Annotated in this window: 14 protein-coding genes; 8 read left to right on the top strand and 6 right to left on the bottom strand. The window is 70.2% G+C overall.

All coding sequences use genetic code 11. From position 1 onward, the window contains the following. The first annotated feature begins 110 nt into the window (after positions 1-110). The 5 genes from MMA15_RS24060 to MMA15_RS24040 all read left to right on the top strand — a co-directional run bounded on the left by MMA15_RS24060 (position 111) and on the right by MMA15_RS24040 (position 6,826). Complete coding sequence (locus tag MMA15_RS24060) at positions 111-1,430, top strand: ABC transporter substrate-binding protein (protein ID WP_241062269.1); 1,320 nt, start codon at positions 111-113, stop codon at positions 1,428-1,430. Between the two features lie 9 nt (positions 1,431-1,439). Then, entirely contained in the window at positions 1,440-2,450 is a 1,011-nt protein-coding gene (locus MMA15_RS24055; protein WP_241062268.1) for a carbohydrate ABC transporter permease, read from the top strand. After that, positions 2,443-3,456: a carbohydrate ABC transporter permease gene (locus MMA15_RS24050; RefSeq protein WP_241062267.1), complete on the top strand. Its 1,014-nt coding sequence runs from the start codon at positions 2,443-2,445 to the stop codon at positions 3,454-3,456. Before MMA15_RS24055 ends, MMA15_RS24050 begins: the two co-directional genes overlap by 8 nt. 339 nt (positions 3,457-3,795) lie before the next feature. Next, positions 3,796-5,181, top strand: a complete 1,386-nt coding sequence (locus MMA15_RS24045) for a GH1 family beta-glucosidase (protein WP_241062266.1) — start codon at positions 3,796-3,798, stop codon at positions 5,179-5,181. A gap of 253 nt (positions 5,182-5,434) precedes the next feature. Further along, positions 5,435-6,826, top strand: a complete 1,392-nt coding sequence (locus MMA15_RS24040; RefSeq protein WP_372498371.1) for a glycoside hydrolase family 30 protein — start codon at positions 5,435-5,437, stop codon at positions 6,824-6,826. A gap of 47 nt (positions 6,827-6,873) precedes the next feature. On the opposite strand, the gene MMA15_RS24035 is transcribed toward MMA15_RS24040, so the two are convergent. The 3 genes from MMA15_RS24035 to allB all read right to left on the bottom strand — a co-directional run bounded on the left by MMA15_RS24035 (position 6,874) and on the right by allB (position 9,999). Further along, positions 6,874-7,302, bottom strand: a complete 429-nt coding sequence (locus tag MMA15_RS24035; protein ID WP_241062258.1) for a guanyl-specific ribonuclease — start codon at positions 7,300-7,302, stop codon at positions 6,874-6,876. Between the two features lie 62 nt (positions 7,303-7,364). After that, entirely contained in the window at positions 7,365-8,543 is a 1,179-nt protein-coding gene (alc, locus tag MMA15_RS24030) for an allantoicase (RefSeq protein ID WP_241062256.1), read from the bottom strand. Positions 8,544-8,649: 106 nt separating this feature from the next. After that, positions 8,650-9,999: an allantoinase AllB gene (allB, locus tag MMA15_RS24025; protein WP_241062255.1), complete on the bottom strand. Its 1,350-nt coding sequence runs from the start codon at positions 9,997-9,999 to the stop codon at positions 8,650-8,652. Positions 10,000-10,266: 267 nt separating this feature from the next. On the opposite strand from allB, the gene MMA15_RS24020 reads away from it, so the two are divergent. Then, entirely contained in the window at positions 10,267-11,100 is an 834-nt protein-coding gene (locus MMA15_RS24020) for an IclR family transcriptional regulator (protein ID WP_241062253.1), read from the top strand. A 68-nt stretch (positions 11,101-11,168) separates the two neighbouring features. On the opposite strand, the gene MMA15_RS28330 is transcribed toward MMA15_RS24020, so the two are convergent. Further along, complete coding sequence (locus MMA15_RS28330) at positions 11,169-12,029, bottom strand: cellulose binding domain-containing protein (RefSeq protein WP_241062247.1); 861 nt, start codon at positions 12,027-12,029, stop codon at positions 11,169-11,171. A gap of 184 nt (positions 12,030-12,213) precedes the next feature. Beyond that, on the bottom strand, positions 12,214-12,552 hold the full coding sequence (locus MMA15_RS24010; RefSeq protein ID WP_308290585.1) for a DUF5955 family protein: 339 nt from the start codon (positions 12,550-12,552) through the stop codon (positions 12,214-12,216). Positions 12,553-12,798: 246 nt separating this feature from the next. Here MMA15_RS24010 and MMA15_RS24005 point away from each other — a divergent pair, with 246 nt between their 5' ends. Beyond that, positions 12,799-13,434, top strand: coding sequence for a nucleotidyltransferase family protein (locus MMA15_RS24005; RefSeq protein ID WP_241062243.1), 636 nt, complete (start codon positions 12,799-12,801; stop codon positions 13,432-13,434). 435 nt (positions 13,435-13,869) lie between these two features. Then, the gene (gene aceB, locus MMA15_RS24000) at positions 13,870-15,495 is read left to right on the top strand and encodes a malate synthase A (protein ID WP_241062241.1); all 1,626 of its coding nucleotides are present in this window, start codon (positions 13,870-13,872) and stop codon (positions 15,493-15,495) included. 149 nt (positions 15,496-15,644) lie between these two features. Here the strand turns inward: aceB and MMA15_RS23995 are convergent, their stop codons facing one another. Continuing rightward, positions 15,645-16,679: a LacI family DNA-binding transcriptional regulator gene (locus tag MMA15_RS23995; protein ID WP_241062240.1), complete on the bottom strand. Its 1,035-nt coding sequence runs from the start codon at positions 16,677-16,679 to the stop codon at positions 15,645-15,647. Positions 16,680-16,750: the final 71 nt, after the last annotated feature.

Raw genomic sequence — 16,750 nt, 5'->3', positions numbered from 1 at the left:
TGTCAGAAGTCTTGACGCCCACTTCTCTCACTACTTAACTCACGCCGTGAAATTAATGGTTCGGACCATTCAGGGTCCGAACGCAGGAGCCTCGGGGAGGGGCCGTCGCCATGCGCAGAAGCCGGGCACGCAACGCAGCCGCCGTCACACTCGCCGCCGCACTCACAGCCGTCACCGCCGGCTGCGGCGGCGGCAGCACGACCGACGGAGAGGGCAGCAACGACAACCCGAAGGAGCTGACGTACTGGGCGAGCAACCAGGGCACCAGCATCGCCCACGACAAGAAGGTGCTGACACCTGAGCTGAAGCGCTTCGAGAAGCAGACCGGGATCAAGGTCAAGCTCGAAGTGATCCCGTGGGACAGCCTGCTGGACCGCATCCTCGCGGCCACGTCCTCCGGTCAGGGCCCCGACGTGCTCAACATCGGCAACACCTGGTCCGCGTCGCTCCAGGCGACGGGCGCGCTGCTGGCCTGGGACGAGCAGCACATGAAGAAGGTCGGGGGCGCCGAGCGCTTCCAGCCGTCGGCGCTGGCAGCCGCCGGAGCACCGCAGAAGGACCCCGCGGCCCTGCCGATCTACTCCCTCGCCTACGGGCTCTACTACAACAAGAAGATGTTCAAGGACGCGGGGATCGACGAACCCCCCGCCACCTGGGACGAGTTGGTGAAGGACGGCAAGAAGCTCACCGGCGACGGCAAGTACGGAATCGCCGTCGAGGGCGGGGACCCCGTCGAGAACTCCCACCACGCCTTCATCCTCGGCAAGCAGCACGGCCACGACTTCTTCGACCCGTCCGGCAAGCCCACGTTCGACTCCGACGGCGCCGTGAAGGCCGTGAAGCAGTACGTCGACCTGTTGGCCGCCGAGAAGATCGCGCCCCCGGGCAACGCCGAGTACGCCAAGCGCGAGTCCGTACGCGACTTCGCCACAGGCAAGGCCGCCATGCTGCTGTGGCAGGCCGCCGCGACCAGCTTGAAGTCCAACGGCATGAAGTCCGACGAGTACGGCGTCGCCCCCGTACCCGTGCAGGCGAAGGGCTCGGGCGAGAAGGGCACCAGGTCGATGGTCGCGGGCATCAACCTGGCCGTCTTCAAGAACACCGACAACATCGACGGCTCGCTGAAGTTCGCGAAGTTCATGACCTCCGACGAGGAGCAGCGGACCCTCAACGCCGCCTATGGATCGATCCCGCCGGTGAAGGCCGCACGCAGCGACAAGGCGTTCGACACACCGGACTTGAAGGTGCTGCGCGAGGTGCTCAGCTCCTCCTCCGCTCCGCTGCCGCAGGTCCCCGACGAGTCGAAGTTCGAGACGCTGGTCGGCAACGCCACGAAGGAACTCTTCGCCGACGCCGCGGCCGGACGCAAGGTGACCACCGCGTCCGTGAAGAAGGAACTGTCCGCCGCGCAGCAGCAGATGCGGAAGTAAGCCGGAACCATGACCACTCTCAGCCCCCCACCGGGCTCCGAGGCCGCCGCCCCCTCGGCGGGCGCGGCCGACGACGGGCCCTCACGCCCCCGGCGCAGGCGCATCCTCCCCGACCGCCTGCGCCGGGCCGGACTCCCGTATCTCCTGCTGCTGCCGGCGCTCGTCCTCGAACTCCTCATCCATCTGGCGCCGATGGCAGTCGGCGTGGTGATGAGCTTCAAGGAGCTGACGCAGCAGTACATCCGCAACTGGGGCGAGGCGCCCTGGACCGGCGCGGACAACTTCCGCATCGCCGTGGACGTCAACGCCCCGGTCGGCGAAGCCCTGTTGCACTCGTTCCTCGTCACCTGCGCGTTCACGGTGCTGGCCGTCTCGCTGGCCTGGCTGCTGGGCGTCACCGCGGCGATCCTGATGCAGGAGTCCTTCCGCGGGCGGGGCGTGCTGCGCGCGCTGTTCCTGACGCCGTACGCGCTGCCCGTCTACACCGCCGTCATCACCTGGTCGTTCCTGCTCCAGCGCGACGGCGGCATGGTCAACCACGTCATACACGACCAGTTGGGGCTCACCGACTCCGAGCCGTTCTGGCTCATCGGCGACAACAGCTTCGTGGCGCTCGTCGTCGTAGCGGTGTGGCGTACCTGGCCGTTCGCCTTCCTGATCCTGATGGCCGCGCTCCAGAACATCCCGAAGGAGCTGTACGAGGCCGCGCAGGTCGACGGGGCAGGCATACGGCAGCAGATCCGCCGGATCACGCTGCCTTCGCTGCGCCCCGTCAACCAGGTACTGGTGCTGGTGCTGTTCCTGTGGACGTTCAACGACTTCAACGTGCCGTACATCCTGTTCGGCAAGTCGGCACCCGAGGCGGCGGACCTGATCTCCATTCACATCTACCAAGCGTCCTTCGTCACCTGGGACTTCGGCTCCGGCTCGGCGATGTCCGTGCTGCTGCTGCTCTTCCTGCTGCTGGTGACGGGCGGCTATCTGCTGGCGACCGGCGCGGGGAGGAAGCGCGATGTCTGAGGCCACGGCGACGACCGCCCCCGCGGGCGGCTCCCGGCACGAGGCCGGACCGGGCGGTCCCGCACCCGCGGCCGGTGCGGACGACGGCGGAACGGGCACCGCGCGGGGCTCCGGCTCGCGCGGCGGCCGGGGCTATGGACGCACCGGTTCCCGCGCCGCCTCCCCGACGGCGCCGCCGCTGTCCTTCGTATGGACGCGGCGGGTCGTGCTGACCCTGCTCACGCTGTTCGCGGCGACGCCGCTGCTGGTGATGGTGAGCAGTTCGCTCAAGCCGCTGGAGGATGTGACGGACCGCTTCCGCTGGATCCCCAGCGTGCTGACGATCAGTCCGTACGTGGACATCTGGAGCACGGTCCCGCTGGCCGACTACTTCGTCAACTCGCTGATCGTGGCGGGCGCGGCGACCGGATGCTCGGTGCTGATCGCGACGTTCGCGGCCTACGCCGTCAGCCGCTACCGCTTCCGCGGGAAGCGCCTGTTCACGGTGACGATCCTCTCCACGCAGATGTTCCCCGGCATCCTCTTCCTGCTGCCGCTCTTCCTGATCTTCGTCAACCTCGGCAACGCGACGGGCATCGCGCTGTACGGGTCGCGCGGCGCGCTCATCGTCACCTACCTCACCTTCACCCTGCCCTTCTCCATCTGGATGCTGATCGGGTACTTCGACTCCATCCCCCGCGATCTGGACGAGGCGGCGCTCACCGACGGCTGCGGGCCGCTCGGCGCGCTGATGCGCGTCGTGGTGCCCGCCGCGGTGCCCGGGATCGTCGCCGTGGCCGTCTACTCGTTCATGACGGCGTGGGGCGAGGTCCTCTTCGCCTCGGTGATGACGAACGAGACCACACGCACCCTCGCGATCGGGCTCCAGGGCTACGCCACACAGACACAGGTCTACTGGAACCAGGTCATGGCCGCATCGCTCGTCGCGAGCGTGCCGATCGTCGCCGGATTCCTGCTGCTTCAGCGGTATCTCGTCACCGGCCTGACCGCGGGAGCCGTCAAGTGAACAACGCCTAGAGAGCCCAGACCGGACCGCCGCCCGGACCCACGCCGGACCCCTCATCGGGCGCCGCGTTCCCAACCAGCGCCGTGACGCGGCCGGTCCCTGGTTCGCACCGTCAACCCACCCCGACCGCCGGGCCGTTCGGCCCCGCCGCCCCGGCCCGGCGGACGGCCTCCCGGCCGACGTAGCACCCGTCCCGTCGTCCCGTCCTGCCACCGTCACGGCACGAAGCCGTGCCGTCGGTCCGTCACGCCCTCGTGCGCGCCGGACAAATCCAGTTCCGCCACGAGCCGTACCGCCGAAGCCATTTGGCGCCGGTTCGTCCCGTATGAAAGGAAGCCCGTGTCCGAAGCGACCGAAGCCTCCACCGCCACCGCGGCGCCGTTCGCACTGCCCACCGATTTCCGCTGGGGCGTGGCCACCGCCTCGTACCAGATCGAGGGCGCCGCCTTCGAGGACGGGCGCGGCCCGTCCATCTGGGATGCCTTCTGCCGCATGCCCGGTGCGGTGGCCAACGGCGACAACGGGGACGTGGCATGCGACCACTACCACCGGTGGCGCGAGGACATCGCGCTGATGAAGCAACTGGGCGTCGACGCCTACCGGTTCTCCATCGCCTGGCCCCGCGTCGTGCCCGAGGGCGGCGGCGCCGTCAACGAGGCCGGGCTCGCCTTCTACGACCGGCTGACCGACGCGCTGCTGGAGGAGGGCATCACGCCCTTCCCCACCCTCTACCACTGGGATCTGCCGCAGGCGCAGCAGGAGCGCGGCGGCTGGCCCGTGCGCGAGACCGCGCAGCGCTTCGCCGCGTACGCCTCGCTCGTCGCTGAGCGCCTGGGCGACCGCGTCAAGCACTGGGCCACCCTCAACGAGCCGCTGTGCTCGGCGTGGATCGGTCATCTGGAAGGGCACATGGCCCCGGGCCTCACCGACATCGAGGCCGCGGTGCGCGCCTCCTACCATCTGCACCTGGGCCATGGGCTGGGCGTGCAGGCCATACGGGCCGCCGTGCCCGGCGCCCAGGTCGGCATCGTCAACAATCTGACGCACTGCGAGCCCGCTTCCGGCAGGGAGGCCGACGTGGCCGCCGCACGCCGCGCCGACGGGCACACCAACCGCTGGTGGATGGACCCGATACACGGACGCGGCTACCCGCAGGACATGCTGGAGCTGTACGGGGTCGAACTCCCCGAGCGGCCGGGCGACTTGACCACCATCGCCGAGCCGCTGGACTGGCTGGGCCTGAACTACTACTTCCGTAATCTCGTCGCCGACGACCCCACGGGCCCGCTGCCCCGCGCCCGCCAGGTCGTACCGGCCGGAGCCCGCCGCACCCACATGGACTGGGAGGTCCACGCGCCGGGCCTGACCAAGACGCTGGTGCGGATGACCGAGGACTACGGTGCGCGCTGCCTGTACGTCACGGAGAACGGCTCCGCCTACCCCGACGTGGTGGGGCCCGACGGGCAGGTCGACGACCCGGAGCGCGTGCGCTACCTGGACGAGCACCTGGCGGCCTGCGCGGACGCCGTGCGGCAAGGGGTGCCCCTCGCGGGCTACTTCGCCTGGTCGCTGATGGACAACTTCGAATGGGCCTACGGCTACGACAAGCGCTTCGGCCTCGTCCACGTCGACTACGCGACGCAGCGGCGCACCATCAAGAGCAGCGGGCACCGGTACGCGGACATCGTGCGCCGGCACCGGCGCCGGGGACGCCGCGCGGCCTGAGCAGGCAGCCGCAGAGCCGGACGCCGGTACGGCACGGCGCCGGCCCGGGACCGTGGCCTCGCCGGGCCACGGTCCCGCCAGGCGCCCGCCCTCGCAGCGCCCGCAAACGCCCCCACCCGCCCCGCAGACGACTCACCCGCATCGCATACGACCGACCGACCGCCGCACACGAAGGAGCCGCACCGTGACACACAGACCGAGACTCGCCGCCTCGGCGACCGCACTCGCGCTGCTCGCCGGCACCCACGTCCTCGTGGACGAGGGCGCCGCACACGCCGACGGCCACGGCTCCCGCTGGGGCGCCCCGGAGGCCGCCGCCACCGCCCAGGTGTGGGTGACAACCGCCGACGGCGGCAAACGGCTGGAGCGCGGCGAGGACGTCTCCTTCGACGGCGGCAAGCAGGACGTCGACATCGCCGTCGACGCGTCCGCACGGGGGCAGCAGTTCACCGGCGCGGGCGCCTCCCTCACCGAGGCGTCGGCCGGTCTGATCTCCCGACTGCCAGGCGGCGAGAGGGAGAAGCTGATGAAGGGACTGTTCTCCACGGACGGAGACGGCATCGGCCTCGACTATCTGCGCCAGCCGCTGGGCGGCTCCGACTTCGTGGCCCGGCTCCCGTACTACAGCTACGAGGACGAACAGGGCTCCTTCTCCGTCGAACGCGACAGGAAGGAGATCCTGCCGCTGCTGCGCCAGGCGCTCGGCATCAACTCCGGCATCCGCGTGATGGGCACACCCTGGTCGGCGCCCGCGTGGATGAAGGACAGCGGAAAGCTGGAGGGAGGGAGCCTGAAGCCTGAGAACTACGAGGCGTATGCGGACTACCTCGTCAAGGCGGTGCGGGCGTACGCCGAAGAGGGCGTCCCCGTACACGACTTGACCGCGCAGAACGAGCCGCTCTTCGAGACGACCTACCCGTCGATGGGGATGTCCGCGGCCCAACAGGCCGATTTCCTGCGGGTATTGGACCAGAAGCTCGGCGCGGCGGGGCTGGACACCGAGCTGTTCGCCTACGACCACAACTGGGACAAGCCGGAGTATCCGCTCGAAGTCCTGGAGAAGACGGACGACATCGAGCGGGTGCAGGGCGCCGCGTTCCACTGCTACGGCGGCGAGCCCGAGGCACAGCAGCAGGTGCGGGACGCGGGCGGACGGGTCTTCTTCACCGAGTGCTCCGGCACCGACAGCGACGAGCCCGCGAACACCTTCGCCGACAGCCTGAAGTGGCAGACGGAGAACCTTGTCGTGCGCAGCCTCCGCTCGGGCGCGGAGACCGTGGTGCTGTGGAACATGGCGCTCGACAAGAACGGCGGACCGCACTTCGGCAACTGCGGCACCAGGTGCAACGGCGTCGTCGAGATCGACGGCGGCAGCGTCGCGAAGAACGCCGAGTACTACTCGCTGGGCCACGTCTCCAAGTTCGTCGACCGAGGGGCCCGTCGCATCGGTTCGACGACGCAGCAGCCCGGCGGAGTCGAGAACGTCGTCTTCGAGAACCCGGACGGCTCAAGGGCCGCCGTCGTCCTCAACTCCGCCGGTTCGCCACGGAAGTTCTCCGTGACGGAGTCCGGTCACTCGCTGGCGTACGAGCTTCCGGCAGGCGCCGTGGCGACCTTCACCTGGCCTGCGGCACCCACCGGCTGACCGCGACTGCTGCTGCCACCGCTGCCGCTACGGCCGCCGAAGGGCCGTCAGCAGGTGAAGTCGACCTTGTCGAACGACTCGTAGTGGTCCTCGGTGTAGTAGTCCTCCTGCTTCTCCTCACCGGTCACGATGCGCTTGGCTCCCCTGTCGGGGGAGCCGGGCGTCTCCACCGTGAACTCGTGGTAGTAGCCGGATTCCTGGTCGGGGAGGATGCCTTCGCGGTTGTCGAAGACGGTCCCGTCCTGCGGATACGGGTAGGGACCGCCCTTGTCGATGAGGTCGAGGGTCTCGTGGGCCTCCTTCGGCAGCTTCGACTCGCAGATCTTGCCGACGTCGGCGGGCGCGGCGGCTGCCGGAGCCGACGCCTTCGGGGCGTCCGCGGTCGCCTGCGCGATCGCGGCGGGACCGCCGATGAGGAGGGTCAGGGACAGTGCGCTGAGGGCGCTGACGCGCGCCATTCGTGGGGGGATTCTCATGCCTCCATGCTGACGCGCGTAGATGACATGTCAACGGCAAGTCGGGGAATTTTCCCGGCAGTTCACGTCCCCGCAGCTCGGTTGCGGTGGCGTTCGCGCAGGTCGCGCGCCCCCTCCGCGGTGAGTGAGCCGTACAGGCGCAGTCGCGCGATGCCGCCGTCGGGGAAGATGTCGAGCCGCACCTCGGTGGCGGGCGCGGGGCCGTCGCCCCCGGCGTCGCCGTCATCGGCGCCGGCGCCTTCGCCGAGCAGGAAGCGGTGCACGGTGTCGGGCTGGAGCCTTGTGCGGGGCAGCAGTTCACGCCACGGGGCGCTCTCACCGTCCCTGCCCCAAAGTGCCACCCAGCCCGCCGAGTTGCCCTTCAGATATCCGGTGTCAATCTCGACGGCACGTACGGCCGACTGTGCGGTCAGCGCGTAGTGGATCCAGTCGTTGCCGCTGTCGCGGCGGCGGCGCGTCTCCCAGCCGTCGTCCATCCGCCGTGGACGTCCCGGCAGGATCGTGTTCCCGGGCGGCGAGTAGAAGCGGTCGGAGGCGTCCAGCACCGCGCCGCCGTTCTCCAGCGCCACTACGTCGAAGGTGCCCAGCGCCGCCAGCCACTCGGGATCGGGGGCGACCTCGCCGTACACGCGAAGCCGTGCGACGCCCCCGTCGGGGTGCTGGTTGAGGCGCAGATGCGTGTAGCGGCGGCCGTCGTCGACGGTGAAGCCGTTGGCCGCGTGCCCGCCCACGGCGGTCTCCGGGACGAGCACCGTCCACTCGGTACCGTCGTCGAGCAGTTCCTCCGGTGAGGGGGCACCCGGCACGCAGGCGGCCTCGACCGAGACGGCACGCGGATAGTTGCCGCGGAAGTGCGCCGTGTCGACGACGATTCCGCGTACGACTCCGGGGGCGCCAAGTCGTATCAGCGCGAAGTCGTGGTCGCCGGGCGCCGGATGGGGAGCGTCGCGGGACCCGCGGCGGCGACGGGTCTCCCAGCCGTCCATGATCTTGCCCTTGTGCCCGAAGCGTTCGGGGGCGAACTCGGGGCGGCCGGGCTCCAGCAGATTCTCGCGCTCGGCGAAGAACTCGTCGTTGGCGGCCATGACTCCGGCGCCGAGGCGGCGGTCGGCCAGATCGACGTGGTGGGTGAAGGGCAGTTCGGCGCAGCGGTAGTCGGCATACGGGTCGCCGCCCGCGTACGGGCTGGCGTCGCCGGTGAAGCGTACGGGGGCGGGGGCGGCTGGATGTGTGGCCGTCATGCGTCGCGCCTCTCGGTCGTCTGGGTCGTCCTCACGGGCGTCTCGGTCGTCCTCAGCAGTCGTGGGGCTTCCAGGCCCTGACGTGCCGGGTGAGCGTCCCGTCGGGTCATGCGCTCGCCCCGGTCCGCTCGATGAGCCGTCCGGCCTGCCGCAGCGGGCGGCCGCCCTCGGCTATCGGCTGGCCTCGCAGCCAGGTGGCACGTACGACGCCGTGCAGCGTCCTGCCCGCGTACGCGGTGACCGGATTGCGATGGTGGAGCCTCGCCGGGTCGACTGTGAAGGTCTCCTCGGGGGCGAGGACGGCGAAGTCCGCGTCGTGGCCGGGCGCTACGGCGCCCTTGCGGCCCTCCAGCCCGGCGAGCCGCGCGGGCCCGAAGGACATCCAGCGCACGACGTCGTCGAGGGTGTGCCCTCGGCGGCGGGCCTCGGACCAGACGGCGGGCAGGCCGAGTTGGAGGGATGAGATGCCGCCCCAGGCCGTGCCGAAGTCGCCGTCCTTGAGGTCGGCGGTGCACGGCGAGTGGTCGGAGACGACGCAGTCGACGGTGCCGTCGGCGAGGCCCCGCCACAGCGCGTCCTGGTTGGCGCGCTCGCGGATGGGCGGGCAGCACTTGAACTCCGTCGCCCCGTCCGGGACTTCCTCGGCGGCGAGGGTGAGGAAGTGCGGGCACGTCTCCACGGTCAGCGCCACCCCTTCACGGCGTGCGCCCGCGATGGCGGGCAGCGCGTCGGCGGAGGAGAGATGCAGCACGTGTACGCGCGCTTCGAGCCGCCGGGCGAGCGCGATCAGCCGGTCGATCGCGTCGTTCTCCGCTGCGCGCGGACGGGAGGCGAGAAAGTCGGCGTAGGCGGGGCCGCCCTTCTGCGGAGCGGCGGCCAGCCGCTGTGGGTCCTCGGCGTGGACGATCAGCAGCCCGCCGAAGCCGGCGATCTCGGTGAGCGCCGACTCCAGCTCGCGCGGCCCGAGTTGGGGGAACTCCTCGACGCCCGACGGCGAGAGGAAGCACTTGAAGCCGAACACTCCCGCCTCGTGCAGCGGGCGCAGTTCACCGACGTTGCCCGGTATCGCGCCGCCCCAGAAGCCGGTGTCGATGTGCGCCTGCGGGCGGGCCGTCTCCTGCTTCGTACGCAGGTGGGCGGTGGTGGTCGTCGGCGGCAGGGAGTTGAGCGGCATGTCGATGAGGGTGGTGATGCCGCCCGCCGCCGCGGCGCGGGTGGCGCTGGCGAAGCCCTCCCACTCGCTGCGTCCCGGGTCGTTGACGTGTACGTGGGTGTCGACGAGTCCGGGGAGCACGGCGTCGTCGCCGGTGTCCACCAGCCGCGCCCCTGGCGGCACGGGGGCGTCGTACGGCCCGACCTCGGTGATCCGGCCGTCCGCGACGCTCACCGTGGCGGCCCGCGTACCCTCGGGCGTGACGACGCGTGACGAGCGCAGTACGAGTTGGACGCCGGGCACCTGACCACCTTCTTCGCTTCAACAATCTGTTGACGCCAGATCCTCTTGCCGGATTCCCGCCTCGTCAAGACGCAGAGCATGGCAGATTCCACGAAATGGAAGTACCATTCCACTTTGCAGAATTCACAGCCCGCTATCGGATACCCACCGCGCGGATTGCTGAGCGATCTGCCGGACGCTGCCGGGAGATCAGCGCCGGCGGCGGTCGAAGGGACCGCCTCCGCCATGCCGGTAGCATGCGCCCAAGCCGCAGGAAAGGAACGCGACGTGCCGTCGTCCGACCGGCGAGACTCCGCCACCGCCGACCCCGCCTCCAGCGACGCCCGCGCCTCCACGGCCGCGTCGAGCGGCGGCGTCCAGTCCCTTGAGCGCGCCTTCGACCTGCTGGAGCGGATGGCCGACGCTGGCGGCGAGGTCGGGCTGAGCGAGCTGTCCGGCAGCAGCGGACTGCCGCTGCCCACCATCCACCGGCTGATGCGCACCCTCGTCGCCTGCGGCTATGTACGCCAGCACCCCAACCGCCGCTACGCACTCGGCCCCCGGCTCATCCGCCTCGGGGAGTCCTCCTCCCGGCTGCTGGGCACCTGGGCGCGCCCCTATCTGTCGCGGCTGGTCGAAGAGACGGGCGAGACCGCCAACATGGCGCTGCTCGACGGCGACGAGGTGGTCTACGTCGCCCAGGTGCCCTCCCGGCACTCGATGCGGATGTTCACCGAAGTCGGACGGCGCGTACTGCCCCACTCGACGGGCGTCGGCAAGGCGCTGCTCGCCGGCCACCCGCCGGAGGAGGTGCGCGCGATGCTCGCCCGTACGGGGATGCCCGCGGCGACCGAGCGGACCATCACCACGCCGGAGGGCTTCCTCGCCGCGCTGGAGCACGTGCGCACCGCGGGCTATGCGATGGACGACAACGAGCAGGAGCTCGGGGTGCGCTGCATCGCCGTCCCCGTGCCCGACTCCCCCACGGCCGCGGCCATTTCGATCTCCGGACCGGCGGGACGCGTCACCGAGGCGGCCACGGACAAGTTCGTACCGCTGATGCACGAGGTGGCGGAGCAGTTGTCCAAGGCCCTGGCGAGCAACGGCACTTCGGGCGGCTGAGACCCGCCGCCGCGTCCGGCAGGGGACCGGGGGGCGTGGAGCGCCGCCCCCTCCACGACGGTTGGCGCTCAACGGCAGTGGCAGGTCAGACGCGGGGCGGGGCTTCCACTCCCGGTGGCCTGGAAACCGAACGTGGTCTCGCCGGTTGGTGAGATCCCCGCGCTGCCGCTGCTGTTGCGCACGCCGACCTCCGCACCCGACGTCCGGAACTCCCCGTTCCATCCCTTGACCAGTCGCTGCCCGTCGGCCCATGTCCAGGTGACCTCCCAGCCGCGCAGGCGCTCCCCGGCCGTGGCGGTGACCGTCACGGTGGCGTTGAAGTCCTCCCACTGACCGTCCACGTGCCATGAGGCCCGGCACCCTCGGTTCCCCGTGCCGCCATTGCCCGCCTCACCTGTACGGCCTGTCATGCCCTGCCCGGCAGTCGGCGGAGCCTTCGCCTGGTCCCCGTCGTCCGCCCCGGCGGGAGCACTCGTCTGCTTCCCGCCTCCGCCGCCCACATCTTCGGGCCGGTCCGCGTCACGCCCCTCGCCGCTCCCGCGTCCGGACGGTGAGCCTCCGGCGTCGACGGCCGACGGCGGCAGGGGCAGCCTGGCGCCGGGAACCGAGTCGGGCACGTCGTGAGGGGCGAACGGCCAAGCGCCCGCCAGTTGCAGAACCACGGTCATCCCCGAGACCGTGACCAGGCTGGCGACGACCGCACCCGCCGGCACGGCTCGCACCGCCCGCACACAGCGCGCGGCACCATCGCTCAACCTGCGCCGCAGGGCGCCTCGTCGGGCGGGTGTGCCCCCGTCCGGCCCGGCACCGTGCGGATACGGGTGTCCGGCGCTGAAATCGTCCATCACCATCAGCCCCTCCGGCGGCACCGAGACGATCGTGGGCGACGCGGGGCGGCGGACCTTCGTCGCCTGCCCCGTCCGGAACACTCGCCCAACCGCTCGCCGGGTACTACCCGTCAGGCCTGTCGCGTCATCGGCGTGTAAGGACTCGAACGAATCCCTTACGTCTGTCCCTGCCGCCTTGGAGCCTGTCCCGCACGAACGCTGCATGGTCTCCCGGCGGGGAACGTAGTCGACTGGCCGGGAACGGCGAGGGACGGCACGCGAGGTCCTAGTTGACCCGGCGGAACTCCTGTGCCTCACCGAAGAGTTCGACCGCGTTGCGCAGACCTGAGAGGGCGTCGGCGAGCGCGCTGACCGAGCCGACGGCAGCGACGATCAGCAGCAGGGAGTGGCGCAGACCGTCGGACGACGGGACGCCTTCGGCGATCTGCACGTCGAGCGCGTCCAGTTCGTCCTCGGCGGTGCGCCTGTCGTGCAACCGGGCGGGGTAGGCGTCCAGTTCGGCCCGCAGCCGGGCCACGGCAGCGCTCAGCCCGCAGACGCGCGGATCATCCTCCGCGGCGTCCGGCACTCGGATAGCACGCTGCCCCACAGCATCGCTTCGCACCACAGTTTCTCCCCCACAGAGATGGCGCCGTGCGTCTATCCCCCACAGGATCGAACGCCACCGGCCCGACCAAGTAAACGCCACTCTCCGCACACCGCGCCACACGGAGGGCGAAATTCGGGGCGCACAGCGCCAAGTTCGCAACGCCTTGCACTGCTCGTACACAATCGGGCGGAATAGAGGGCCGAGGGGGAAAGCGCCGGATCGGATTCGCCGGAGCCCGAGTGCCGACCGAGGAGAGGTCCTATGACGACCAAGCGGGACGAGGCGGAGGGCTCGGCCGCCCCCGTGGTAGCGGGGCTGCTGCTGGCGGCAGGGGGCGGGCGGCGCCTCGGCGGGCGGCCCAAGGCGCTGCTGCCGCTGCGCGGGCGGCCGTTGGTCGAGCACGCCGTGCGGACGCTGCGCGCGGGCGGCTGCGACAAGGTGCACGTGGTGCTGGGCGCCGCGGCCGGGCAGGTGCGGGCACGGGCCGAACTCTCCGGCTGCACGGTGCTCGACAACCCGTACTGGGAGTCGGGAATGGGCTCCTCGCTGCGGCTCGGTCTGGACTCGCTCATCGGCACGGGCACGGATGCGGCGCTGGTGCTGCTCGTGGACCAGCCGGGCGTGGGGTCGGGCGCGGTCGCGCGGGTGCGTTCGCTGTGCTGTTCCACCGCGACGCTGGCCGCGGCGTCGTACGAGGGGCGGCGGGGTCATCCGGTGCTCTTCGGGGCGGACCACTGGCCGGGGATCGCCAAGAGCGCGGAGGGCGACCAGGGGGCGCGCGCCTATCTGCGTGCCCGGCCGGACGAGATCGAACTGGTCGAGTGCCGGGACATCGCCGACCCCTCGGACATCGACACCCCGCAGGACCTGGAGCGGCTCAGGCGCGCCCGCCCGTGAGCGGTCGCCGAGGTGGCCCGTAGAGCTCCGAAGCCCGTAGGAGAGCCCTCGGGACGCCGCCGGCACGCATACGGAAGACCGTCGCTTCGGACCCGGGTGTTTCGCCGTCCCCGCTCGCGAAACCCAGCATCCGCAAGGGTGTTGGGCACGGGCTCTGCCCGGCGCCCCTCGGCCGTTCCGCCCCGCCGCGGCCGGGGCTGGCACTCCGGGCCATCCCTGAGCCCGATGACCTGGTGAGGGATGTCTCGATGTCAACAGACCCTTGATTCTTCCACCATAAGGAAACTAGTCTCCACTGTTCAGAAGCGTTTGGGCTCTCCTGGAGGGAGTCAGGACCGCTTCCACGAGCGCCGCCCGCCAGGCGGCACCCCGTGCCGGTACGCACGCGATCCGGCGGCCGTGACCGCACGCCGCCGCCTTAAGGAGTGACCCACCATGCCCGCAGGAGCGCCCTCCGCCGTCGAGATCGTCGATGCGACTCCCGTGGAGCGCCAGGAGGAGGTGCTGACCGCTGAGGCACTCGACTTCCTCGCGGCGCTGCACCGCCGGTTCACGCCCAGCCGCGACGAGTTGCTGGCCCAGCGCGCCGAGCGGCGCGCGGAGATCGCCCGGACCTCGACGCTGGACTTCCTGCCCCACACCGCGGACGTACGCGAGAGCGACTGGCAAGTGGCCCCCTGCCCCGAGGCGTTGCAGGACCGCCGGGTGGAGATCACCGGCCCCACCGACCGCAAGATGACCGTCAACGCGTGCAACTCCGGCGCCAAGGTGTGGCTCGCCGACTTCGAGGACGCCTCCGCCCCCACGTGGGAGAACGTCGTCGGCGGTCAGCTCAATCTGATCTCCGCCTACGAGCGCACCATCGGCTTCACCGACGAGAACTCCGGCAAGACCTACGACCTCGGGCCCGCCGAGACGATGCCCGCCGTCGTCATGCGGCCCCGCGGCTGGCACCTCGACGAGCGCCATCTGCGCGTCGACGGCGCCCAAGTGCCGGGCGCACTCGTCGACTTCGGGCTCTACTTCTTTCACAACGCCCGGCGCCTCATCGACATGGGCAAGGGCCCGTACTTCTATCTGCCCAAGATCGAGTCGCATCTCGAAGCGCGGCTGTGGAACGAGATCTTCGTCTTCGCCCAGGACTACTGCGGCATCCCGCAGGGCACCGTACGGGCCACCGTGCTGATCGAGACGATCACCGCCGCGTACGAGATGGAGGAGATCCTCTACGAACTGCGCGACCACGCCTCGGGGTTGAACGCCGGACGCTGGGACTACCTGTTCTCCATCGTGAAGAACTTCCGCGACGCGGGCGCGAAGTTCGTCCTCCCGGACCGCAACTCGGTGACGATGACGGCCCCGTTCATGCGCGCCTACACCGAACTCCTCGTACGCACCTGCCACAAGCGCGGCGCCCACGCGATCGGCGGCATGGCCGCGTTCATCCCCAACCGCCGCGACCCGGAGGCCAACGAGCAGGCCCTGGCGAAGGTACGGGCCGACAAGGACCGCGAGGCCGCCGACGGCTTCGACGGCTCATGGGTCGCACACCCCGACCTGGTGCCCGTGGCGCAGGAGTCCTTCGACGCGGTGCTCGGCGACCGCCCCCACCAGAAGGAGCGGCTGCGCGAGGACGTCGAGGTCACCGCCGCCGAGCTGATCGCCGTCGACTCGACCGGCGCACGGCCCACTTACGCGGGTCTGCGCAACGCCGTGCAGGTGGGCACCCGTTACATCGAGGCCTGGCTGCGCGGCATGGGAGCCGTCGCCATCTTCGGGCTCATGGAGGACGCGGCGACGGCGGAGATCTCCCGTTCGCAGATCTGGCAGTGGGTGGACGCCCAGGTGGTGCTGCCCGACGCCCCCGAGGGCGAGGTCCGCGTCACCCCGGAACTGGTGCGGCGAGTCGCACAGGAGGATCTGGCGCAGTTGCGCGAGGAGTTGGGCGACGAGACCTTCGAGGCGGGCGAGTGGCAGCGGGCGCACGATCTGCTGCTGCGGGTCGCCCTGGACGAGAAGTACGAGGAGTTCCTGACGCTACCGGCGTACGAGCTGCTCTAGATCAGGGCAGAGCGACGCACCACAGGGAGTGCGCGGCCTCGGCACGGCGGCGCTTGGAGGCGCTTGGAGGCCCGCGTATTTCTCTGCCTCCTGGAGAGCCGGAACCAACCTCTACACGCGATATCCCTTTGGGGGCAGGGCAGTTCACGTCACGCATCTCTGGCGGCTGTGATCGATCCCCGTCGGCTGAGTGTCATAGGTATCCGATGGATCGCCGGTGTCGCATCGTCCGACAGGAGTAAGGAAACCGCTGTGCGGCCGAGCTCGTGGTGGGGCAGGTCGACAGAGGTCACGGGGGGCCGCAGCCAGGAGGCCAGTCCGGGGTCCCCGAAGGAGACGAGCGAGATGTCCTCGGGGATACGCAACTCACTCTCCCGCAGGGCTTGGCATGCGCCGATGGCGAGCCTGTCGTTGCAACAGATGACGGCCGTGGGCACGAAAGCAGACTCCAGCAATGATCGCGTCGCCCGGTAGCCGTGCTCCGGGGCCGACCAGTCGCATTCGATGATTCCAGCAAGCCGGGTCCCCGCCGCCTCCATCGCCGCCTCGATGCCGCTCATGCGCTTTTGCGCGGCGAATACGCCTTCGGGCGTGCCCCCGGTGGTGTGGTGACCTCCGACGACGTGGACTCCTTCACGGTGACCAGCGTCCAACAGCAGCCGCGCCGCATGTCGGCCCGCCGTCTCCTCGTCCGGGACGACGCAGGCGAACTCACCGAATTCGTCGAGACAGTTGAGCAGCACGGTCGGATTGCGCCGCATCTGTTCGGAAACACGAACCGTGCGGGTCGACATCGCAGCGAGGATTACTCCGTCCACCTGCCGGTCGGTCATTTCCTGGACGAGTTTCTCCTCCGTCACGGGATCGCTGCCGGTCTCGGCGATGTAGAGCAGGTGATCCCGCTCGAGCGCGGCCTCAAGTGCCCCTTGGATCATCTCCCCCGCGTAGTGGGTGGCGCCGATGTCGTCGAAGATCAGAGCGATGGTCTGTGTCTTGCGGGTACGCAGGCTTTGAGCGGTGCGGTTGGGGCGGTAGCCCAACTCCTGTGCGGCTCCCATGATTCGCTGCCGCGTCTCGACCGGTATGCGCACGCCCTCTCGACCAGAGAGCACGAACGAGGCCGCCGACCGGGAGACGCCCGCGTGGCGTGCGACATCGGCCTGTGTAACCCGTAACGACGGCATGAAGCAGACCCCCTAGGAATTGTGATCGGCGATGATCACCCGCACATCTCATGTGTGTCAATGCCAATTTG

Origin of the sequence: Streptomyces marispadix, from assembly GCF_022524345.1 — a bacterium.
GTDB classification, from domain to species: domain Bacteria; phylum Actinomycetota; class Actinomycetes; order Streptomycetales; family Streptomycetaceae; genus Streptomyces; species Streptomyces marispadix.
The sequence above is the reverse complement of the archived record's forward strand: the minus strand, read 5'-3'. Positions and strand labels throughout refer to the sequence as shown.